The organism is Salinivibrio proteolyticus, from assembly GCF_027286365.1.
Lineage (GTDB): Bacteria > Pseudomonadota > Gammaproteobacteria > Enterobacterales > Vibrionaceae > Salinivibrio > Salinivibrio proteolyticus.
In genome coordinates, this window is the sequence record NZ_CP114584.1 from 2221681 (window position 1) to 2243069 (window position 21389).

Consider the following 21389-nt stretch of genomic DNA (forward strand, 5'->3'; position numbering starts at 1 on the left):
AACAGCCATCGTCTCGACGATGGCTGTTTACTGTCGGCGCCGCTTATTTCATGCGCTCAGCGGCGAAGACTATTGGTCTTTTTCTACTTGTTGCTGCAGCAAGTCCCACAATGCGCCCACCAAACGTTGATCGCCGGGAGACAATTCACTGGCATTGTCATTAAGGCTGGCATCCACACGCGCTTTGAGCGAAGCAACGTCATCAAGACCTTCCAGTTCGCAGTCTGCAGCGGCAAGAGACACATGGCCACGTAAATAACCACTGGCAAATAACTCATCATCAGAGGCGGTTTCTACCATCTCATCAATCAAGGTCAAAATACGTTCTTCGTAGTCTTGGATCATCATGTCTCTCTTAGCCTGACTCGGGCAATGCAAAATCGTTGGGCGTTAACGGGGCAATGCCGTAAAAGCCTCGCAAGGTATCAGAAAACTGCTTAGCACGCACGGGTAATGCGGGGCTTGTGCTGTCTTCGCTCAGGTAGTCCACCACTTGCTGACGCACTTTGGCAGTAAACGCATGGCGATCTGGCTCGACACCACTTAAATTGTCGCAACTGACTTGAAAACGAAACCCACAGCTTGCAGACAGTACCCACTCAATCGCTTGTGGCTTCACTTCCACCGCCTCAAAGGCGGCTTGCGTGTCAGCATCACGGCCATCGGGGTGATACCAATAGCCATAGTCTTCCAATTGACGGCGTTTCTCGCCGGCAATGGTCCAATGTGCAATTTCATGTAACGCAGAAGCAAAAAAACCGCGCGCAAAAATCACCCGATGATGTGGGTACGTTGCATCCGCGGGCCGATAAATGGGTTCATCGCCGCCCAGTAAGAGTTCAGTATTGAACGTGCTAAGAAATGTTTGGTTAAAAAGCCGAATTAAGTCGTGATAATCGTGGGTCATACAGCACTTTAATAGGATTAAATATCAATCAGTAACAAAAAAGACATTTTTAGCGATAAAAAGTAGCATCTCTATTAGCTAAGCCTTTCAATCTAAACACTCTTTTTTATTTATTCCTCATCACAAATTTGATTGTGTGAGGCCGTTAAGGCCACTACAATGCGCGTCAATTTCTAATCTCAGTATAAGGTGTCGGGTTGTATGTTGTTATTGACGCTTTATGTCATCGGCATTACCGCGGAAGCCATGACAGGTGCGCTCTGCGCAGGCAGAAAACACATGGACTGGTTTGGGGTGATGTTTGTCGCCAGCGCCACCGCTATCGGTGGCGGAACAGTCCGCGATATTCTTTTTGGCCACTACCCTCTCACTTGGGTTGCTAACCCGCATTTTCTCGTAATTACTTGCGTCGCAGGCTTGATTACCCCGTGGATTGCCAGCTGGGTTGCACGCAATTATAAACTGTTTGTCACCCTAGATGCACTGGGCCTTGCCGCCTTCAGTATTATTGGCTGCCGCGTTGCGATGGATATGGGGCTACATCCTCTGATTTGCATGGTTTCATCTCTGATAACCGGTATTTTTGGCGGACTATTGCGTGACTTAATCTGTCGTCAATCGCCGATGGTCTTGCATAAAGAGCTATATGCCTTGGTCGCCTTTGTCACCGGTGCGCTTTACTTTAGCTTGATTCGTCTCGATGTCGGTGAACTGATTGCGACGGTTGTCAGTTTAGTGATCGGCTTTGGATTTAGAATGGCCGCCCTTCGCTTTGGTTGGTCGTTACCGGTTTTCCGCTTTGAAGCGCCTTCATCGCTGCACTGATCATAAAAAACCGCACAACTGGGTGCGGCTTTTTTGGGTAATCGACTGATTCCAAAACTATATGCTGGGGTTCGCCCCCATTTGGCCACGATGACGCAGCAAATGGTCCATAAGCACAATCGCCACCATGGCTTCAGCAATCGGTACCGCGCGGATCCCTACACAAGGATCATGACGGCCTCGGGTAACCACATCCGCGGACTCCCCGTGAATATCAATGCTTTTTCCCGGCACCGTAATGCTAGACGTCGGCTTTAGGGCTAAATGGGCAACCAGCGGCTGGCCTGAAGAAATTCCCCCCAGAATGCCACCGGCATGGTTTGAGGCAAAGCCGTCAGGGTGAATTTCATCACGATGCTCGCTGCCGCGCTGGGTTACCACATCAAAACCATCGCCAATCTCGACACCTTTCACCGCATTGATCCCCATCAGTGCGTGGGCGATATCAGCATCTAAACGGTCAAACACCGGCTCTCCTAAGCCTACCGGCAGGTTTTCCGCCACTACGGTCAGTTTCGCACCAATCGAGTCGCCGTCTTTTTTGAGCTGACGGATAAGTGCGTCTAACTCATCGAGTTTATTTGGGTCAGGACAGAAGAAAGGATTTTGTTCAACTTGCGCCCAATCAACTGTGTCTATGGTCACATCGCCCATCTGCGCCAAGTAGGCACGGACTTGAATACCGTGGACTTGGGCTAGGTATTTTTTAGCCACCGCCCCGGCGGCAACACGCATCGCGGTTTCACGCGCTGACGAACGACCACCGCCGCGGTAGTCGCGGATGCCGTATTTATGATGGTAAGTAAAATCTGCATGGCCGGGACGAAACACATCTTTGATTTTGGAGTAATCTTTTGAGCGTTGGTCGGTATTTTCGATCATCAAGCCGATCGATGTCCCCGTGGTTTTGCCCTCAAACACACCGGAGAGAATCTTAACAGCGTCAGGCTCGCGACGCTGTGTGGTGTATTTCGATGTGCCGGGGCGACGACGGTCAAGATCATGCTGCATGTCCGCTTCCGTCAGCGCCAACCCCGGAGGGCAGCCGTCAATAATCGCGCCCAGTGCGATACCGTGGCTTTCTCCAAACGTCGTCACGCGAAAAATTTGTCCAATCGTGTTGCCTGCCATGCCTTCCTCTGTTTGCCTGATGGGCATTGTTGTGTTTTTGCGTACTTTGTTAGCAATTAACCACAAAGCAGTCAAAGACGCAAAAAAAATCCACCTCTGGTCGTCAGTGCCAAAATAAAAAAAGCCAGCACAAAGGCTGGCTAGAAAAGTATGCGAAGCACGTGTGACTAGTCGCGATAAAGCGCAAATTCCTCAGCACAGGCAACCAAATCCTGACGCGAGATCATGAACACGCCATGACCGCCGTTTTCGAATTCGATCCAATGCAACGGTAGGTGGCCATATTGCTCTTGCATGTGCACCATCGAGTTACCCACTTCACAGATCAGTACACCATCGTCGGTGAGGTAATCCGGAGCATTGGCTAGGATACGACGAACCAGTTTTAATCCATCCGTCCCGGCAGCCAGCCCTAATTCAGGCTCATGGCGGAACTCGTCAGGCAGATCAGCCATGTCTTCTGCATCCACGTACGGAGGATTGCTAACAATCAAATCGTACTTATCTTGCGGGACGTCTTTTAGTAAATCAGATCGAAGCGGGATCACTTGCTCTTCCAAGCCGTGATCTTGAATGTTGATTTCGGTCACTTCCAACGCATCGGTAGAAATATCAACCGCATCGACTTCCGCCTCAGGAAACGCATAGGCGCATGCAATGGCAATACAGCCACTGCCGGTGCATAGGTCCATAATGCGGCTTGGAGCATGCGGTAAAATGCCGGCAAACTCTTGTTGGATCAGCTCACCAATTGGTGAACGTGGCACCAAGACGCGTTCGTCAACAAAAAACTCGAGGCCACAGAAATAGGCTTTGTTGGTCAAGTACGCAACAGGGGTTTTATCGTTAATCCGTGCAATGACACGCTCAACAATACGATGTTTTTCACTGGTGGTCAGGCGCGAAAAACGCGTCTCAGACGGGACATCGACAGGAAGATATAAGGTAGGAAGCACAAGCTGTACCGCCTCGTCCCAAGCATTGTCTGTGCCATGACCGTAAAACAGCCCTGCCGCATTGAAACGACTGACTGTCCAGCGCAGCATGTCTTGCAGCGTATGTAATTCGCTGACCACTTCTTCAGTAAAAATCGTATCCACATTGGCCTCCATCGGCTTCATGCAATTTAGGGTCGCCCTTTGACGCGAGGTCAGTACAATAAGCAGCATTTTGAGCTGGTTGAATGTACAATTCAGATTATCACCTCGGGGACAGTTTTTATGAGCAAAAAACCATCAATAACGGAAGAGGATTTTGCATTATTCCGTGATGCCGTCAAAGGCGCAAAAAAGTTGGAGCAGGATACCATAAACCCGCCACAACGCCAGACGAGCAAACCGCGCAAACAGCAGCGATTCGAGCAACAAAGCCGCGATCATGCCTTTTACTTTTCTGATGAGTTTGAGCCTTTACTCAGTGAATCTGGCCCTATGCAATACGCTCGCCAAGGCGTCTCAAAATATGAGGTGAAGCGCTTGCGTCGTGGCGTCTATGTGCCCGATATCTATTTAGATTTACATGGCATGACACAGATGGAAGCAAAACGTGAACTCGGCGCGATGCTGGCTGCCTGTGTCAAAGACGGCGTCCAGTGTGCCAGTGTCATGCACGGCATCGGCAAAGGGATCCTCAAAGAAAAAATCCCGCTGTGGCTCGCACAGCATCCGGATGTATTGGCATTTCATCAGGCCCCACTGGAGTTCGGCGGTAATGGTGCACTCTTGGTGTTAATCGACGTTTCCGACCGCTAGCTCCCGAGCCGGTTTAGCCTTGTAGCTCGCGCGGTGACATCATTGCAATAAGCTCGGCCGTATCGTTTTGATCATCGATACCAAGTATCGCCATGGCTGACGTCGAGAACATTGGCGGCTGACCATTTTGCAACCACTCGTTGGTCAAATAGCCCACCAGCGGCAAATGAGATACCACGAGGACGACATTCGGTGCTTCTACGTCAAACATGGCTTGCAGATAGGTATAAACTTGGTCGCTCTGACCATAAGGCGTGATGTCTGGCTCAGTGGCAACCTCACGGGCAGGAAGGTGCGGCGCACAGACTTGCCATGTTTGCTGGGCACGTAAGTAAGGACTTACCAACACTTTATCGATCGTCTCGCCAGCCAAATGTTGACTGAGCCAAGCTGCCATTTGCTCACTTTGTCGCTCGCCATTCGCGGTTAAACCGCGTTCGCTATCGCTTGCAGCAAACGCTTGTGCTTCCCCATGACGCATTATGATCAGTTTCATAGCCAGAAATACTCACAACAGTTATCTGTGATTTAGCCGCATGCTACCAATGTATATCGCAAAAGACCAAAGAAGTGGTTTGCGACTCAGGTCACTGGTAGTCATAATTGAGGCATAACTTGTTTAAACGATATCGAGTTGCCTGTGCATGTTAGCCCAAATGACAATAAGCGCTACCGTTATTTCACCCTGCCCAACGCACTCCGCGTTTTGGCAGTCTCCGATCCTGCGGCACACCGCAGCGCGGCAGCCTTATCTGTTAATGTGGGCCATTTTCATGACCCAGCCGACCGAGAAGGCTTGGCACACTTTCTCGAGCATATGCTGTTTTTGGGCACGGATGCGTATCCGCTAGCAGGTGACTTTCAGCGCTTTATTAGCCAGCATGGTGGCCATAATAACGCGTGGACAGGGACTGAAAACACCACCTTCTTTTTCGATATTCGCCCCAGCCAATTCCGCGCGGCTCTCGACCGTTTCAGCGCGTTTTTTATTTCGCCTCGCTTTGATGCCGATGCTGTCGATAAAGAGCGTCAGTCCGTGGATGCTGAATATCGCATGAAGCTCAACGACGATGTGCGACGCATCTATCAAGTCCATAAAGAAACCATTAATCCTGCTCACCCTTTCGCAAAATTCTCAGTCGGAAGCTTGGAGACCTTAGCAGACAGAGCGGGTCAGTCGGTGCGAGACGATCTGATTGCGTTTTATCACGCCAATTACAGCGCTAACCTGATGACGTTAGCCGTCACGGGCCCACAGTCGCTTGATGAGCTAGAAGCGATGGCACAGCAGCATTTTAGTGCCATTATCAATCACGACTATTCGCCACTGCGCATCCATGAACCACTGATTAGTGCCGCACAGCGACGCCAGTGGGTCACGGTGGAGCCACTTAAAGAGGTACGCAAGTTAACCCTCGCGTTCTCACTGCCCGAAAGCGAATATCAATACCGCACGAAACCTCTATCTTACATCGCCCACCTTCTCGGCTACGAAGGCCCCGGTAGCTTGATGTCTCTGCTCAAAAGCAAAGGCTACATCAATACCCTCTCTGCAGGCGGCGGCATCAGTGGCAAAGATTTCCGTGAGTTTACCTTAAGCCTTGCACTCACCGAGCTGGGCTTGAGCAAGCTCGACGACATTATCACCTATGTGTTTCAAGCCATTCAACTTATCCGCCAATACGGTGTGGAAGCGTGGCGTTACCAAGAAAAACGCCAAGTCCAAGAGCTTGCGTTTTACTATCAAGAGCCGCTGCGCCCGATTGATACAGTGAGTCAGCTGGTGATGAATATGCAGCATTATGACCCGATTGAGGTGGTATACGGGGATTACATGATGGCCGGATTTGACCACGCCCAAATCCAAGCCATGCTGCAGCAAATGACGGTCGATAACCTCAGGGTAACCTTGATTGCCAAAGGCTTTAAATACGACAAACTAGCCAAATGGTATGACACCCCCTACGCGGTGAAGCACTTTAGCGAAAAGCAGTGTGAGAAATGGCGCACCACCTATATTTCTCCTGCGCTGACGTTACCTGATCCAAATCCCTACATTGCCGATGCGCTGCGTCCCTTGCCGCTTGAAGATGATGCGAGCGATACGCCAATATTGATAGAAGAGCTGCCAGGGTTCCGGCTCTGGCATGGTCAAGAGCCTCACTTTCGGGTGCCCAAAGGGCATGTCTACATTGCCATTGATAGTCCACATGCCGTCGCCAGCGTCAAAAACATTGTCATGACGCGCTTGAGCGTCGAAATGCTACTTGAAGCGCTAAACGAACATGCCTACCAAGCAGAAATTGCAGGCATTAATTACAACTTATATGCCCATCAAGGTGGCGTTACACTAAACATCAGTGGCTTTAATGATAAACAGCCGCTGCTGTTGGCCTTGATCCTCGACACCTTTTCACGGCGCAACTTTAAGCCCGAACGCTTTGAAGTGATCAAAAGCCAACTTAAGCGTAATTGGGAGAACGGGGCCAAAAATAAGCCATTAAGTCAGCTATATAACAGCATGACGGGGATATTGCAGCCCAATAACCCACCCTATCAAGCCTTACTCGACGCGCTCGACACCGTCACGCTCGCCGATTTACCCGAGTTCGTTGAGGCCATGTTCGCCACGCTGCATGTGGATATGTTTGTCTACGGCAACTGGCACCGTCACCAAGCGAAGGCCTTGGCCGAAACCGTTAAAGATGCGCTGCGGGTAGACGACCAAACCTATCAAGAATCGGTCCGGCCGCTGACCCTATTAGACGACTGCGGCACCGTGAGCTACGAGCTAGCACTCGATCATGCGGAGTCGGCGTTGTTGGTGTACTACCAAAGTCCAGACACCTCCTCTGAAGCGGTCGCCACCTACACGCTTGCCAATCATCTGATGTCAGCCACCTTTTTTAACGAGTTGCGCACGCGCCAACAATTGGGATACATGGTAGGCGCTGGCAATTTACCGTTAAATCGCCACCCAGGGCTGATCTTTTACGTCCAATCGCCAATGGCAGGCCCTAACCAACTGATGGCCGCCGTGGATGATTTCCTCAATGCGCTATTTATGATCTTGCTGGAAATGAGCGAAGCGCGCTGGCAAAGCAGTAAGCAAAGCCTGTTAGCGCAAATTCGCGAGCCAGATAATAACCTGCGCGCTCGCGCGCAGCGCTATTGGATCAGTATCGGCAATAAAGACTATCACTACGAACGCCGTGAACAGGTGGCCGAGGCCATGGAGTCGCTAACCCGAGCCGACATGGTGCGTTTTGTGGTTAATCGTCTCAAACCGCGAACCGCGGATAGGCTTGTCATGCATAGCTGCGGCAGCGAGCACCGTGAACATGCCGAATTAGACGGTGCGCATCCTATTCGCGATATTGACGCATTTCGCGCCATTTGTGGCCGTAGCGAAGAATAAGCGCGTCACTGCGAAACCACAGTGGTCCTTTGTCAGGCCACTATAAAAAAGGGCAGCGTAACGCTGCCCTTTCGATTCAGGTGACACGCCGAGCTTAGGGATAAAACTGTTGCCCTTCTTTTGCCATCATCACCAAACGCTCGCACGGTGCAAAACGGTCCCCATAACGGTCTTGATGAGATTGCAGCAAGCTCACAATGCGCTCTATTCCCACTTGGTCCATATAGCGGAAAGGGCCACCTAGGAAAGGAGGGAACCCAATGCCGAAAATCGCACCGATATCACCATCACGGGCAGAGCGGATCACCCCTTCATCCAAACAACGCGCCGCTTCATTGAGCATCATCAGCGCACATCGCTGTGCGATGTCATGGCCAGAGAGCGTTGGATTCAGCTTGATATTGAGCAGGCTGTACACTTTTTTATCGGCCTGTTTGCCCTTGCTGCCTTTTTTGCCCGTATCGTATAAGTAAAATCCTTTGCCTGTTTTACGCCCTTTTCGGTCGTCGTTCAGCAACACATCAAACACATCTGGCGCTTCAAAACGCTCACCCAGCTCTTGAGTCAAAATGGGCGCAATCTTAGCCCCAATATCGATTCCGACTTCATCCAATAGGGTGATCGGACCAACTGGGAAACCGAAGTCGAGTAAAGCATTGTCGATATGCTCAATGCTTTCGCCAGCCAATAACACTCGCGCCGCTTCGTTCATATAGGGCGCTAGAATACGATTGACATAAAAGCCCGCACTGTCACCAACCACGATAGGCGTTTTACCTTGTTGACGAGCCAGTTTTACCACCGTCGAAATGGTCTTCTCACTGGTACCTGTATGCGGGATGACTTCCACCAGCGGCATTTTTTCCACCGGGCTAAAGTAATGCAAGCCCACGATGTTCTCCGGGCGCTGGCTGCCTTGAGCTATTTGGTGAATAGGCAATGACGAGGTATTGGTGGCAAAAATTGCCTCGTTTCCTGTGATTGACTCCATTTCCTCGACCATACGATGCTTGAGTGATAAATCTTCAAACACCGCTTCAATCACCACATCTGCATTCGACAAGGTGGTCGCTTGCGTATCGCCAGACAGTTGCATCATGGTCGCTTGCAGTTCCGCTTTACTGATCTGCTTACGCTTGCGCTTTTTGTTGAGCAAATTGTAGCTGTAGCGAAGCGCGTTTAAGATGCCGTCTTCACTGACATCCTTCACTCGGACAGGATAGCCGGCTTTTGCGACTGATACATGGGCAATCCCGGCGCCCATCAAGCCGCCACCTAAGACGCCAATCCGTTTAATCTCGCCCGGCTCAGCATCTGCACCGTTTTCTTTTTTCATTGCCGTGGTCGCAAAGAAAATGCTACGCAACGCTTTGGACTCGCTGGTCATCACCAATTCACCAAAACGGCGCGCTTCCTCTTCAAGACCTGCTTGGATGCCTTTATCTAACCCCTTTTTCACCACCGCGAGAATCGCATCCGCAGCAGGATAGTTCCCCCGTGTTTTCGCGCGAGTTTTCTTTCCTGCTTGGTCAAAGACAAAGTTACGACCCACCGCATTACCGCTGAGCATCCAGCTTTGCCAGCTACGCGGGCGCTTGGGCTTTGATTTTTGCGCCAAGGCTTCTGCCACATCCAGCAATACGGTATGCGGAACACAGTCATCAATCACGCCGAGCTTTTTCGCTTTTTTCGCTCGCAGTTGTTTGCCGGTTAGGATCATATCTAGCGCATTTGGCACACCAATCAGACGTGGCAGTCGCTGCGTACCGCCCGAGCCGGGTAATAACCCCAGTTGCACTTCTGGCAGCCCGAGTCGGGTTTTGTCCCAATCGGTCGCGACACGGCTATGACACGCCAACGCGAGCTCCAATCCGCCCCCCAAACATGGGCCATGGATTGCAGCTACAACATGGAAGGGCAGCTTCTCAATACGTGCAAACAGCGTTTGTCCTTGTGCGGCAATCTCTGCGGCTTGTTCAGCTGTTTCACACGCATCGAGCATGCGCACATCCGCACCGGCAATAAAGTTATCAGGCTTGCCAGAATGGATCACAAGCCCCTTGATATTAGTGTTGTTTTCCAGTTGATCCAGTACCTCGGAGACCCCTTCGACAAAGCTTGCCTGTAGGGTATTCATGCTTTCTCCGGGAACATCCACTTTTAGCCAAGCGACTTGGTTGTCAGCGATATGTAACGTAAAGGCTTGATGGTTTTCGACTGTCATTATTCCGCCTCCAAAATCATTGCTGCGCCAAGGCCACCTGCGGCACATGCGGTGTTAAGGGCCAGTCCGCCGCCACGACGTTTCAGTTCACGCAGTGTTTGGGTGATCATACGGGCACCGGTTGCCGCAAATGGGTGGCCGTATGCAATCGAGCCCCCCAAGACGTTAAATTTATCCATATCAATTTCGCCAATCGCGCGGTCACGATTAAGGTGCTCACGTGCAAACGTCTCGGATGCAAACATTTTTACATTCGAGAGGGTTTGTGCCGCAAAGGCCTCGTGCATATCGATCAAGGTTAAATCGGACAGTGAAATACCGGCACGATCGAGCGCAAGCGGCGTCGCGTAAGACGGTCCCATCAGCATGTCTTTTTGCACCCCAATGGCTGAGAATGCATACGAGCGGATATAGCCCAATACCTCGAGTCCTAGTGCTTTGGCACGACTTTCTGGCATCATCAATACCGCAGCGGCACCATCAGTGAGCGGCGTACTGTTTGCCGCGGTGACCGAGCCATGCTTGCGGTCAAAAGCCGGACGCAGTTTCGCGTAATCCTCAAGAGTGGATTGCGGGCGTAAGTTGTTATCTTGTGCAATCCACGCTTTGTAAGGCTCAGGATACGCCGTCATCACCTCATCACTGAGCAAGCCTTCGTCCCACGCTTTGCTCGCCAGTTGGTGCGAGCGTAGCGCTAAGGCATCTTGTTCTTGGCGGCTAATTTGATGTGACTTTGCCATTTGCTCTGCGGTTTGCCCCATGCTCAGGCCGGTTGAATATTCCGCTACCGCAGGTGGGACAGGTGCCAGATCTTTCACCGAAAGCTTACTGAGCAGCTTCAAACGCTTGCTCATTGTTTTGGCTTTACTCAAGTCCAACAGAGTGCGTGCTAACTTCTTGCTCACACCAATGGGCAGTACGGACGACGAGTCCGCGCCCCCAGCAATACCCACTTCGATATTGCCCGCGATCATGCTCTCAGCAACATTTACCACCGCTTGAAAACTGGTCGCACAAGCACGTGTGACACTGTAGGCGTCAGTATGGATGTCCATACCTGTCCCCAATACAATTTCACGGGCAATGTTTGGGGCTTCCGGCATTTGTACCACTTGACCAAACACGACTTGATCGATGTCTTTCGGCGAAATCGCACTGCGATTGAGCATTTCTTGAACCACCATTTTTCCGAGGTCAACCGCGGGGACATCTGTGTAGGCGGTTGACTGGCGGGCAAATGGCGTGCGCAGCCCAGACACAATGGCGATACGATCGCCCTTGCTGGTTTTAAGGTGTTGCTGAGACGTCATCACTGCTCCTTAGGATGTTCTACAGGTCTGACCACGAGTGTAACTAAAATGTTACCAGCTTAAAACATCCGTTTTAATTGATTGGTAAGATTGCCAACAGGCGCACAATTCAGCGCCTAGGCTGATCACAGTGATTTATTTTCAGAGGATTGAAAAGAAAATACGCAATAAAAAAAGGGGCTACACGCTAGCGTGAGCCCCAAAAAAGATTGGAAAGCAAAACGATAATCTGGGAAGTGTGCAGTGCTTTTCCCCGCACCCAGATCCGAACAGAAAGTCATATCATTCAAAAAGGAAACGCCGTTCACTCAACCTCACGAGTGTCGACACATGGCCGATAACGACAGGGTTCACTTTACCGACTTGTGAGTACGCTATATTGAAACAGATCAAAGTTACGCCGCTTTTCGTGAAAAGATGAAATTTAATGACACTTTTCACGGTCAGTATGAAATTAATCGTCACCTTATAAGGTCGAGTCAGGTATGAACCGACAAGCCCGTTATGAGGCACTGGTGCGCGCTTGGCACCGTGACCTCTATCGCTATGCTTTCTGGCTAGCGAAAGACCCGCATATCGCGGAAGACTTAGTGCAAGAAACCTGTTTGCGCGCATGGCGAGCACTGGACAGTTTGCACGATGATAAAGCCGCAAAAGCCTGGCTTATTACTATTTTACGCCGAGAAAATGCGCGACGTTTCGAACGTAAACAGTTCGATACCGTCGAGGTCGAAGAGGGAGAGTGGGTCGATAATACTCGCCCAAGTGAAGAAGCCTCGATGGAGCAGCGCTGGTTACACCGTCAAATCGCAGCCCTCGCCCCTGAGTACCGAGAGCCGCTAGTGCTGCAAGTGATCGCGGGGTTTAGTGGCGATGAAATCGCTCAGATCCTTGATTTAAATAAAAACACAGTGATGACACGTTTATTCCGAGCAAGAGCGCAACTCAAAGAAGCACTCGATACCAACGCCAACCCGGGAGGCAAACACTATGGACGATCTTGAATTCCGTCGCCGTCTTCTGGCTGATCCGCATACCACAGATCCAGATGTCCAAGCACATAAGTCAGCGTCAGCAAGCCATCAACAGTATGCCGACGATATTGCCGATCTCGACAGTAAAATCGACCAAGCCTTGCGGGTCGATGTGCCTGAGGATTTGGCGGATAAAATCGTATTTGCACAAACATCCCATGTCGCTGCTCAGACGAAGCGACCTCGCTGGCATCTGGCGATCGCCGCATCGATTGCGTTTGTATTTGGGATAGCTTTGGGGCAATTTAACTGGGGATTGGGTAGCGTGGATATCAACCGTGTGGCCTTGGCACACTACTATCATGAACATGCCTTTATCGAGGGTGTTAATGAAAATGCCAGCATTCAACAGGTTAACGCTAAGTTACGTCCTTTCGGCAAAGCCTTCACCCAGCTCCCCGGCCAAGTCACCTATATCAACCATTGCAGTTTTGGTGACCAACATGCGCTGCATATGGTGATGGAAGCTGATGGGCAGGCCTATACGGTTTTTGTGGTTCCCATGTCCAGTCAATCTCCTGCTCAGCAGCGTGATGGTAATATGATGTCGGTAAGCCTGCCGGCTCATAATGCGAGCGTCATTGTCGTCGGTGAAGCGAACGAGACATTGTCACCGCTTGCCCAGCAACTGCAAAGCCATTTGCACCCACAAGCGATATAACAAAATACGCGGCGATCATACTCGCCGCTTTTCTTTCATGCTCCACTCGTTGATAGCGGTTGGCCCGTCCCTTTTTAGCGAACACGCGTGTACACAGATGTACGCTGAAATACTGATCATCGCTAACTAACCAACCACTAAAATTAGTAACAAAAACTAGCTTAAAAATTAAAAATAGATTTTTATTCTGTTTTACTCACCATATACGACAGGAAAATTGATTTAACCTCAAGAGAGTTTAGGCTGAGCGTCCCTTTTTATAGCGAACAAGTAAGCCGATGAAAAATAATAAGATCGTTTATCTCGCCGTCGCTGCGGCATTGGGCTCTCTTTCAACCTCCGCGTACAGTGCAGGTTTTCAATTAGCCGAAACCTCCGCAACGGGCCTAGGCCGCGCATTTGCCGGTGAAGCCGCAATGGCCGATAACGCCAGCGCCCAGTTTCGTAACCCAGCCTTGTTGAGCTATCTAGCAGACACCCAAGTTTCTGCCGGCGGCATTTACGTCAACCCAAATGTCGATATTGAAGGTGATAATGCGACTTACGGTAAGACATCTGCCAGTGACGTCGCTCATGATGCGGTTATTCCTAACTTTTACTTTTCGCATCCGATCAATGACCGCTTTACCGCCGGCCTAGCTCTCGCCACCAACTTTGGTATGGAAACCGATTTGGGCAATGACTTTACCGGTACTCAGTTTGGTAATGAAGCGGCCGTCACTACGTTTGAAATCAATCCAAACCTTGCGTGGAAAGCCACCGAGCAATTGCGCGTCGGCGCCGGCCTTCGCTATGTGTTGGGTGAAGGCAGTATTGGAGCGAAAAGCAGCGCGCAATACGGCCCTTACCCGAAAGGGACGACCCTCAAATATATGGAAGGGGATGACCGCGCATGGGGATGGCAACTCGGTGTTGCTTATGACATCAACGACAATAACCGCATCGGTTTTAACTATCGTTCTGAAGTCGAGCTAACACTTGAAGGCCATGCTGAAGGGTTGAGCTATGACTCAGCCAATCCAAACCGTCATTTTTCTGGCAGCATGGATCTGACTCTGCCAGCGACTGCAGAATTATCTTCCCTGCATCAATTATCGGAAAAATGGGCAGTGCATACCAGCCTTAATTGGACCGATTGGAGCAGCTTTGACAAGCTTGAAGCCAATATCCCCTCGCTGTCTAGCGATCCAAAAATGGTGAAAGTAGAAAACTGGGAAGACAACTATCGCTTTGCCGTGGGAACTACCTACCAGTGGGATCAAAAACTGACGTTGCGCTCAGGCGTTGCTTACGATACCTCAGCAGTGAGCGATAAAAACCGTACCCTGACCATCCCTGAAACCGACCGGACTTGGGTGAGTGTGGGTGCTGGCTATGACGTGACGTCACAACTGACTTTAGATGCAGCCTTTACTTATGTTTTTGCCAAAGATGCTCCCGTGAAGGAGCCTCGTGATGGAATTGCGTCCGATCAATCAGGATCTGTGTTTGGCGGCAATTTTGAAGGTGAAACCACAGGTAATGTGTGGCTGCTGGGTGTGCAAGCTAGCTACCGTTTCTAATATTTTGATTTGACGAAATACAAACACCACGGTTTTGGCCGTGGTGTTTTTTATCCCTTTTCGCGCAAGCGGCTTATGAAGATTTACGGCGCGGCGTCAATGTCATCGATAAAATCATCCAAGAACTCATCGTTGAGCGCAGGTTGTTCTTTCAGCGCCTCATCGCCTTTCGCGCGATACAAACGGTTTTGCAAATAGGCTTCTCGCGCGAAAGCGTAAGGGTCTGGCGAGTTATCCAACTGCGATTCCTGTGAGACGAGTGCAGCACGTGACTCCATCCCCTCGAACATCCACTTGAGTACCGATTGCGGCAAAGTCAGCAAGGCAAGTGGCGGATACAAACCGTCGACAAACTCCCCTGCGCCTTCTCGCACAGACGTTGGCCCATACCCTGGTAGCATCAAATAGGCGCCGTGGCCAACATCATAATGCCCCATCGCGTCACCAAATTCGCGCTGATCGTATTTCTGAATATCCGCATCCGAGGCAATATCAATAATGCCACCGAGCCCAAACAAGGTATTGATCCAGAAACGGTTGAAGTGAGTGACAGCTTTCTCCCCTTCCAACATCAATAAGCTGTTTAAAAAGCTCGCAGGCTCTTCAAGGTTGCCTAAAAAGTTCGAAATACCGGTCCGCATTGGACTGGGAACATAATCGACGTAGGCGATAGAAACAGGCCGTGCAACGTAAGGGTCTAAATAGTCATAGTTGACAGTCCACATCGCACGATTAAACCCTTCTAACGGGTCTTCAGGATGGGGCTCGGCACCTTCAGGTCGCGAGGCACACCCAGATAGCAAACCGAGCACGACCGCTATCAAACAAAGACGTTTCCACATCAAATTCATTTCCCTAATAGTAAGGCTGGGCAAGCCCAGCCTTTTACGCAAAGAAGTCTATTTTGTCGTGATTATTGCTGTTTGTCGATTGTCACGCTTGCTGCTTGACCGATTTTAACAGGCTGACTGCTTCCTACCCAATCACCGTTTTTTGTAGCAACATTGCCATCCGCGTCAATGCGCGCCTTGATCACTAACGTCTCTGGAGAAGATAGCGCACGATTGGGATTTAAGCTGTCGGTATCAGACAAACGAACGGTTACCGGAAACTTAGAAAGCGGTAAGCGCTTTGCCGCCAACGGCATAGGCGCTTGCGCCGACTCATGGGCAGACACGATAAGTACCCCATTGTCAGGGAGGGTGACATCCTCGCCAAGGCTCACCTTCACCTCTACCGCCGCTCCTTGCGCGGCGTTAAGAGCCAACTGAGCGCGCGCGATCGATTGATCCAGTGTTTCGTTTCGTGGGTCATCAGGGCCAATCAAGGTTTTCATTGCTTTCCACGTCGCAATCGCATCATTAAATCGGCTTTGCTCAAACGCTTGATAGGCCAGTAACGACATGGCTTGCAAGTTAAACGGGTCTTCACTCACTACCGATCTTAGTAAGGTTTCTGCACGGCCACTGTCGACCTCCGATCCGGCAAACAATAAGGCTTGCGCCAACCCTATCTGAATTTCGGGACGAGAGGGTGATAACGCGTAGGCTTTTTCCATCGCTCCTTTGGCCGTCTCCCTGTCGCGATTAGCAAGGCCAATACGGCCTAATAGCAACCAACCGGTGCTGTCATCTGGCTCATACTGCAAACGGGTACGAAGCGCTAAGGTCAGATCTTGCATCTCCTGCTGTGACATGGGCTGATCATTATTTAAAAGCTTCTTAGACAGCGCTGGTAAGTTTTCCGCAGTGGCCTGCCAATCAGCTACTTGGTTAGCACTGCCTTTGACGCCATATAAGCCAAAACTCACCACCGCCAACACAATCAATCCAGGAATCCACTGCATGGGTGATAAACGCAAATGGCGCGCTTGTCGTGCTTTTTCCTTTTCCGGAATATCGTCCAGTAACGATTGCTGTAAATCCTGGGTGAGATCTTGCTCGTTCTCAATCAAGCCTTCCGCACTCTCCGCCTTAATTTCGTTCACGCGATCAAAATAAAAGGCTTTGTTCAGAGCATCTCGGCTTGCTTGATGATCATGGTCTTTTTTTTGCCATAACGGCCACAGAAACATCACTGCACCAAGAATAAACAGCACCAAGGTGGCACTCCAAAACTCCATCATTTGGGCTCCTTGTTATGATTATTATCTGCCTGTTCTGAATCGTCTGACGACGCTAACAAATCCTGCAAGCGTTGCTGTTCATCCTCACTCAGCGTGGCCTGTTCAGCCTGTTTATGGCGACGGCTGCGCACAATCACCACACCGATACCCGACACCAATACCAGTGCGGGTGCTAACCATAAGATCAAGGTGGATGCCGTCAGCGGTGGGTTGTACCTCACGAAGTTACCGTAGCGTGCCACCATAAAGCTTAAGATCTCTTCATCGCTACGTCCTTGCTGAAGCATTTGATGTACCTTTTGACGCAGATCTTGCGCTAACTCTGCATTAGAGTCAGCGATGCTGTTGTTTTGACACTTAGGACAACGCAACTCATGGGTCAGGGCTCTGAAACGCGCTTCTTGCTCTGGCGAATCAAATTCATAGACATCAATAGCATTGGCCAATGCAAATGCCGCACTCATCCATAGCACGCACAGTAAGGCGAATCGTTTCATTGCACCTCCTCCTTGAGTGACTGATACATCGGACCTAAGGTCTGCGCCCAATTGGAGGCATTCACGTCACCCACATGACGATATTGGATGATGCCATTGGCATCAATGAGGAAGGTTTCAGGCGCACCGTACACTCCCAGATCAAGCCCTAACATCCCATCGCCGTCATACAAGCTGATCTGATAGGGATTGCCTAGGTTATCTAGCCATTTTACTGCCTTCGCACGATCATCTTTGTAATTAAGGCCGATGATCTTCACGCCTTGCGACGCCAATTTGTTCAAGAATTGGTGCTCAGCGTAACAAGTCGGGCACCAGGTTGCCCAAACATTCAGCAATAAAGGCTCGCCGTTAAAAATGGCCTGATCGTAGGCTTTGTCTGGCGTTTTCAGATCTTCAAGACGAAACTCAGGCACAGGCTGTCCGACCAACACCGACTCCAGTTTGGTGGGATCGTCCCCTTGGGCATTCTTCTCCAATTGCGAAACAAAAAAGAACGCCAAGGCGGCAAAGATCACCAGCGGTAAAAATCTCATGCCCGCGCCTCCTTCACGTGAGTTGATTTGGTCTGGCGACGGAAGCGATAGCGTTTATCACTGATCGCCAAAACGCCACCCACCGCCATGACAATGGCGCCAAACCAAATCCAACGCACAAAAGGTTTGTAGTAAAGACGCATCGCCCACGCCCCATCAGGAAGTTCTTCCCCCATGGCAATATAGAGATCGCGCGTTAAGCCGCGATCGATGGTGGCTTCGGTCATCATTGAACGCTGAACACGATAAAAACGCTTCTCCGCTTCAAGGTGATTAATAAAACGCTCGCCGCGATAGACATCGAACGACGCCACAAAGCCATCGTAGTTAGGGCCGTCTTTGTGAGACAAATCGGTGAAGTTAAAGGTATAACCTTCTAACGTGACACTGCTCCCCGGCGCCATCTTCACATCACGTTCGATATCGTAATTTTCGACCATTGCGACCCCAATGATGGTGATGGCAAGACCAATATGGCCGAGGACCATCGCCCAGTGACTACGGCCGAGCTTACGGATCCCAACCATAAAGGCATGTCGGTGGGTCGCACGAATATAAAGCTCATAGCCGTGAAGAAGGGTGATCCACGCGGCCATAGTGATGCCCATTGCCGCCATCGCTTTGAAGCTGTCTGCGAGGAGGGCAATGGTCGCCACTCCAAACACAACCGAGACCAGACCGCTTATCCACATCGGTTTAGCGATGGTACTCAGCTTGTCTCGCTTCCAGCGGATCAGAGGCCCGATGCCAAGGAAGAAGGCAAAAGGCAACATCAACCATGCGAATAGAAAATTGAAGAAGGGCTCACCAATCGAGACCGACCCTAATCCGAGTTGCTTGTGTACCAGGGGTAGTAAGGTACCAATCAAGACAACCACTAACCCAGTCATCAACAGGGTGTTATTGACGAGTAGCGCATTTTCACGTGAGATGAGTGACACTTTCGTTCGTACCCGCACTTCCGATGCCCGTAAGGCATAAAGCAGCAGAGACCCGCCAATAACGACAACCAAAAAGCCTAAAATGAATAGCCCGCGCGCAGGGTCTGACGCGAACGAGTGAACAGATACAAGCACGCCAGAGCGCACCAAGAAGGTGCCCAGTAAGCTCAATGAGAACGCTGCGATGGCGAGTAAAACGGTCCACGCTTTAAAGGTGCCGCGCTTTTCCGTCACCGCTAGGGAATGCATTAATGCCGTTCCCGCAAGCCAAGGCATAAACGACGCGTTCTCTACCGGATCCCAGAACCACCAGCCGCCCCAGCCAAGTTCGTAGTAAGCCCACCAAGAGCCCAGCGCAATACCCAGGGTTAAGAACAACCAGGCCGCCGTTGTCCAAGGGCGCGACCAGCGCGCCCAGGCCGTATCTAACCGGCCAGCAATTAAAGACCCAATCGCAAAGGCAAATGCCACCGAAAAACCTACATAGCCCATGTAGAGGATCGGAGGATGAACAATTAAGCCGGGATCTTGCAGAAGCGGATTCAAATCGCGCCCATCAACAGGAAAGTAAGGCAAGGTGCGATCGAAAGGGTTTGAGGTCAAAATAATAAACAGCAAAAAGCCGACCGAGATCATCCCCATCACTGCGAGTACACGCGCAATGGAAGACAGTGGCATCCCGCGACTAAACACCGCTACCGCGACGGTCCACAAGGCTTGAATTAACACCCAAAGTAACAAAGAGCCTTCATGGGCGCCCCAAACAGCGGTCAGCCGATAGTACCAAGGTAATGCACTGTTGGAGTTGCTTGCCACATAGGCAACGGTGAAATCATTGGTATAAAACGCCCAACTTAATGCGATGAATGAAAAGAGCAACATGGCGAACATGGCGACCGATAAAGGCCGTGCCATTTTCATCATACCTTCATGGCCTTGGCTGGCCCCATAAAGGGGATAAAAACTCAATAACAGCGCTAATCCCAAGGCGAGGATCAGCGCAAAATGCCCCAGCTCAACAATCATAATTGACTACCTTGCTTTTGTTGGTCAGTGTATTCGAGCGGTTGATGGCTTTTTTGCATCGCTTCAGCAATCTCTGGTGGCATGTATTCTTCATCATGCTTTGCCAGCACTTCACTGGCTTTCACCGTACGCGAATCCACCAGCACACCTTGCGCGACAATCCCCTGCCCTTCGCGGAACAAATCCGGCAAGATACCCTCGTACGTAACGGTAACAGCAGGGCCAACATCAGCGACATCAAATTGAATTTGCAGCGACTCTTGATCGCGTTTGACCGACCCTTCTACGACCATGCCGCCAATGCGAAGTCGTTGCCCAACCTGAGGTTTACTGCCATCCGGCTTACCTTGAACAATTTCGGTTGGCGTATAGAACAAGTCCATATTTTGGTTCAGCGCATAAAGCACTAACCCCATTGTGGTTGATACACCCACCAATAAGGCAAGCGTGATCCAAAGCCTTTTTTTACGACGAGGGGTCATAAGGTGTTCTCCAGTGCTTGGGCATCTTTAATGCGTTTTTCTCGCGCCATTTGTTTTTTGACGGCTTCAAGCCGTTTCTTATGGGTACGATGGTAACCAATAACCAGTGCAATTAATGCCAATGCTGTGATGCCAAACGCACTCCACACGTAACCGGCATAACCTCCCATCGCCAAAAAAGCACTCATGCTATCAAAATGCATTATTTGTCCTCCACCAAGGCTCGCACCCAAGGGCGGTGCGACTCACGCAACACAATCTGATTCCGCAGCCCCATTAAGGTCAACGTGGCAAAAAAGCTAGCAAACCCAACCAAGCAAACTAACAATGGCCAGAGCATATCTGGATCAATTGACGGGCGGGCAAATTTGGTAATCGTGGCGCCCTGATGCAAGGTGTTCCACCACTCGACAGAGAAATGAATGATCGGCAGGTTAATCACCCCCACCATTGCCAATATTCCCGCCGCTTGGGCCGCCATTCGCGCATCATCGAACGCGTTATACAGCGCCATGACACCGATGTAGAGGAAAAGCAGGATCAATTCTGAGGTGAGCCTCGCATCCCATACCCACCAAGCTCCCCACATGGGCTTGCCCCAAATCGCCCCAGTGATCAAAGCAATAAAGGTAAAGACAGCACCAACAGGGGCAATCGCGCCCACCGCCCAGTCTGCCATTTTGAGTTGCCAGACTCGCCCAATAAAGGCGGCAATGGCCATCGACAGATAGGCGCCCATTGACCAAATGGCCGCGGGCACGTGAATATAAATGATGCGAAAACTATCGCCTTGTTGGTAATCAGCAGGCGCGAACGCCAAGCCCCAAATACAACCAATGACTAAGCTCAGCCCGGCGAGCACCGCAAACCATGGGATGAGTTTCCCACATAAACGATAACTATTTTCCGGTTTTGCGTAAGGGTGAAGCCACTTCCACATGACAATTGCTCTACTTCCT

At 50.6% G+C, this 21389-nt stretch carries 21 protein-coding genes; 6 read left to right on the forward strand and 15 right to left on the reverse strand.

What is annotated here, in order from left to right; all coding sequences use genetic code 11:
• Positions 1–69: 69 nt before the first annotated feature.
• On the reverse strand, positions 70–345 hold the full coding sequence (locus N7E60_RS10530) for a YfcL family protein (protein ID WP_069587231.1): 276 nt from the start codon (positions 343–345) through the stop codon (positions 70–72).
• Between the two features lie 10 nt (positions 346–355).
• On the reverse strand, positions 356–907 hold the full coding sequence (locus tag N7E60_RS10535; protein ID WP_269597451.1) for an elongation factor P hydroxylase: 552 nt from the start codon (positions 905–907) through the stop codon (positions 356–358).
• A 201-nt stretch (positions 908–1108) separates the two neighbouring features.
• On the opposite strand from N7E60_RS10535, the gene N7E60_RS10540 reads away from it, so the two are divergent.
• Positions 1109–1732 carry a trimeric intracellular cation channel family protein gene (locus N7E60_RS10540; protein WP_269597453.1) on the forward strand — a complete coding sequence of 208 codons (624 nt, stop codon included), beginning with the start codon at positions 1109–1111 and terminating at the stop codon, positions 1730–1732.
• A 57-nt stretch (positions 1733–1789) separates the two neighbouring features.
• On the opposite strand, the gene aroC is transcribed toward N7E60_RS10540, so the two are convergent.
• Complete coding sequence (gene aroC / locus N7E60_RS10545; protein WP_077765042.1) at positions 1790–2863, reverse strand: chorismate synthase; 1074 nt, start codon at positions 2861–2863, stop codon at positions 1790–1792.
• Positions 2864–3030: 167 nt separating this feature from the next.
• Positions 3031–3963 carry a 50S ribosomal protein L3 N(5)-glutamine methyltransferase gene (prmB, locus tag N7E60_RS10550; RefSeq protein ID WP_077455546.1) on the reverse strand — a complete coding sequence of 311 codons (933 nt, stop codon included), beginning with the start codon at positions 3961–3963 and terminating at the stop codon, positions 3031–3033.
• Between the two features lie 120 nt (positions 3964–4083).
• Between prmB and smrB the strand changes: the two genes are divergently transcribed.
• A complete protein-coding gene (smrB, locus tag N7E60_RS10555; protein ID WP_069587210.1) occupies positions 4084–4614 on the forward strand; it encodes an endonuclease SmrB in 531 nt (176 codons plus the stop codon).
• Positions 4615–4627: 13 nt separating this feature from the next.
• Here the strand turns inward: smrB and sixA are convergent, their stop codons facing one another.
• Positions 4628–5110, reverse strand: coding sequence for a phosphohistidine phosphatase SixA (gene sixA / locus N7E60_RS10560; RefSeq protein ID WP_269597455.1), 483 nt, complete (start codon positions 5108–5110; stop codon positions 4628–4630).
• A 144-nt stretch (positions 5111–5254) separates the two neighbouring features.
• Between sixA and N7E60_RS10565 the strand changes: the two genes are divergently transcribed.
• Positions 5255–8032, forward strand: a complete 2778-nt coding sequence (locus N7E60_RS10565) for an insulinase family protein (protein ID WP_269597456.1) — start codon at positions 5255–5257, stop codon at positions 8030–8032.
• A 94-nt stretch (positions 8033–8126) separates the two neighbouring features.
• Here N7E60_RS10565 and fadJ read toward each other — a convergent pair whose 3' ends face one another.
• The gene (gene fadJ, locus N7E60_RS10570) at positions 8127–10256 is read right to left on the reverse strand and encodes a fatty acid oxidation complex subunit alpha FadJ (protein ID WP_108743115.1); all 2130 of its coding nucleotides are present in this window, start codon (positions 10254–10256) and stop codon (positions 8127–8129) included.
• A complete protein-coding gene (gene fadI / locus N7E60_RS10575; protein ID WP_069587203.1) occupies positions 10256–11566 on the reverse strand; it encodes an acetyl-CoA C-acyltransferase FadI in 1311 nt (436 codons plus the stop codon). The genes fadJ and fadI overlap by 1 nt, the downstream gene beginning before the upstream one ends.
• A gap of 485 nt (positions 11567–12051) precedes the next feature.
• On the opposite strand from fadI, the gene N7E60_RS10580 reads away from it, so the two are divergent.
• The 3 genes from N7E60_RS10580 (at position 12052) to N7E60_RS10590 (ending at position 14823) form a co-directional block, all read left to right on the forward strand.
• Entirely contained in the window at positions 12052–12570 is a 519-nt protein-coding gene (locus tag N7E60_RS10580) for a sigma-70 family RNA polymerase sigma factor (RefSeq protein WP_269597457.1), read from the forward strand.
• Positions 12557–13261 (forward strand): DUF3379 family protein, encoded by a 705-nt coding sequence (locus tag N7E60_RS10585; protein WP_269597458.1) that lies wholly within the window; start codon positions 12557–12559, stop codon positions 13259–13261. Before N7E60_RS10580 ends, N7E60_RS10585 begins: the two co-directional genes overlap by 14 nt.
• Before the next feature lie 278 nt (positions 13262–13539).
• A complete protein-coding gene (locus N7E60_RS10590; protein ID WP_269597459.1) occupies positions 13540–14823 on the forward strand; it encodes an outer membrane protein transport protein in 1284 nt (427 codons plus the stop codon).
• Positions 14824–14906: 83 nt separating this feature from the next.
• Here the strand turns inward: N7E60_RS10590 and N7E60_RS10595 are convergent, their stop codons facing one another.
• The 8 genes from N7E60_RS10595 to N7E60_RS10630 all read right to left on the reverse strand — a co-directional run bounded on the left by N7E60_RS10595 (position 14907) and on the right by N7E60_RS10630 (position 21370).
• A complete protein-coding gene (locus tag N7E60_RS10595; protein ID WP_069587196.1) occupies positions 14907–15665 on the reverse strand; it encodes an MlaA family lipoprotein in 759 nt (252 codons plus the stop codon).
• A gap of 71 nt (positions 15666–15736) precedes the next feature.
• On the reverse strand, positions 15737–16948 hold the full coding sequence (ccmI, locus tag N7E60_RS10600) for a c-type cytochrome biogenesis protein CcmI (RefSeq protein ID WP_077479255.1): 1212 nt from the start codon (positions 16946–16948) through the stop codon (positions 15737–15739).
• Entirely contained in the window at positions 16945–17445 is a 501-nt protein-coding gene (locus tag N7E60_RS10605) for a cytochrome c-type biogenesis protein (RefSeq protein ID WP_269597460.1), read from the reverse strand. The genes ccmI and N7E60_RS10605 overlap by 4 nt, the downstream gene beginning before the upstream one ends.
• Entirely contained in the window at positions 17442–17981 is a 540-nt protein-coding gene (locus N7E60_RS10610) for a DsbE family thiol:disulfide interchange protein (protein ID WP_269597461.1), read from the reverse strand. The genes N7E60_RS10605 and N7E60_RS10610 overlap by 4 nt, the downstream gene beginning before the upstream one ends.
• The gene (locus N7E60_RS10615) at positions 17978–19948 is read right to left on the reverse strand and encodes a heme lyase CcmF/NrfE family subunit (RefSeq protein WP_269597462.1); all 1971 of its coding nucleotides are present in this window, start codon (positions 19946–19948) and stop codon (positions 17978–17980) included. Before N7E60_RS10615 ends, N7E60_RS10610 begins: the two co-directional genes overlap by 4 nt.
• Positions 19945–20430 (reverse strand): cytochrome c maturation protein CcmE, encoded by a 486-nt coding sequence (gene ccmE, locus N7E60_RS10620; RefSeq protein WP_069587187.1) that lies wholly within the window; start codon positions 20428–20430, stop codon positions 19945–19947. The genes N7E60_RS10615 and ccmE overlap by 4 nt, the downstream gene beginning before the upstream one ends.
• Positions 20427–20633: a heme exporter protein CcmD gene (gene ccmD / locus N7E60_RS10625; RefSeq protein WP_069587186.1), complete on the reverse strand. Its 207-nt coding sequence runs from the start codon at positions 20631–20633 to the stop codon at positions 20427–20429. The genes ccmE and ccmD overlap by 4 nt, the downstream gene beginning before the upstream one ends.
• Complete coding sequence (locus N7E60_RS10630) at positions 20633–21370, reverse strand: heme ABC transporter permease (protein ID WP_069587184.1); 738 nt, start codon at positions 21368–21370, stop codon at positions 20633–20635. The genes ccmD and N7E60_RS10630 overlap by 1 nt, the downstream gene beginning before the upstream one ends.
• Between the last annotated feature and the right edge of the window lie 19 nt (positions 21371–21389).

Excerpts from the sequence above, each read along its gene's own strand:
- N7E60_RS10610 (WP_269597461.1), bottom strand. The coding sequence starts at position 17,981 with ATGAGATTTTTACCGCTGGTGATCTTTGCCGCCTTGGCGTTCTTTTTT.
- smrB (WP_069587210.1), top strand. The coding sequence starts at position 4,084 with ATGAGCAAAAAACCATCAATAACGGAAGAGGATTTTGCATTATTCCGT.
- fadJ (WP_108743115.1), bottom strand. The coding sequence starts at position 10,256 with ATGACAGTCGAAAACCATCAAGCCTTTACGTTACATATCGCTGACAAC.
- fadI (WP_069587203.1), bottom strand. The coding sequence starts at position 11,566 with ATGACGTCTCAGCAACACCTTAAAACCAGCAAGGGCGATCGTATCGCC.
- N7E60_RS10535 (WP_269597451.1), bottom strand. The coding sequence starts at position 907 with ATGACCCACGATTATCACGACTTAATTCGGCTTTTTAACCAAACATTT.
- N7E60_RS10630 (WP_069587184.1), bottom strand. The coding sequence starts at position 21,370 with ATGTGGAAGTGGCTTCACCCTTACGCAAAACCGGAAAATAGTTATCGT.
- N7E60_RS10595 (WP_069587196.1), bottom strand. The coding sequence starts at position 15,665 with ATGTGGAAACGTCTTTGTTTGATAGCGGTCGTGCTCGGTTTGCTATCT.
- N7E60_RS10530 (WP_069587231.1), bottom strand. The coding sequence starts at position 345 with ATGATCCAAGACTACGAAGAACGTATTTTGACCTTGATTGATGAGATG.
- ccmI (WP_077479255.1), bottom strand. The coding sequence starts at position 16,948 with ATGATGGAGTTTTGGAGTGCCACCTTGGTGCTGTTTATTCTTGGTGCA.
- sixA (WP_269597455.1), bottom strand. The coding sequence starts at position 5,110 with ATGAAACTGATCATAATGCGTCATGGGGAAGCACAAGCGTTTGCTGCA.
- aroC (WP_077765042.1), bottom strand. The coding sequence starts at position 2,863 with ATGGCAGGCAACACGATTGGACAAATTTTTCGCGTGACGACGTTTGGA.
- N7E60_RS10580 (WP_269597457.1), top strand. The coding sequence starts at position 12,052 with ATGAACCGACAAGCCCGTTATGAGGCACTGGTGCGCGCTTGGCACCGT.
- ccmD (WP_069587186.1), bottom strand. The coding sequence starts at position 20,633 with ATGCATTTTGATAGCATGAGTGCTTTTTTGGCGATGGGAGGTTATGCC.
- N7E60_RS10590 (WP_269597459.1), top strand. The coding sequence starts at position 13,540 with ATGAAAAATAATAAGATCGTTTATCTCGCCGTCGCTGCGGCATTGGGC.
- ccmE (WP_069587187.1), bottom strand. The coding sequence starts at position 20,430 with ATGACCCCTCGTCGTAAAAAAAGGCTTTGGATCACGCTTGCCTTATTG.
- N7E60_RS10615 (WP_269597462.1), bottom strand. The coding sequence starts at position 19,948 with ATGATTGTTGAGCTGGGGCATTTTGCGCTGATCCTCGCCTTGGGATTA.
- N7E60_RS10540 (WP_269597453.1), top strand. The coding sequence starts at position 1,109 with ATGTTGTTATTGACGCTTTATGTCATCGGCATTACCGCGGAAGCCATG.
- N7E60_RS10585 (WP_269597458.1), top strand. The coding sequence starts at position 12,557 with ATGGACGATCTTGAATTCCGTCGCCGTCTTCTGGCTGATCCGCATACC.
- N7E60_RS10605 (WP_269597460.1), bottom strand. The coding sequence starts at position 17,445 with ATGAAACGATTCGCCTTACTGTGCGTGCTATGGATGAGTGCGGCATTT.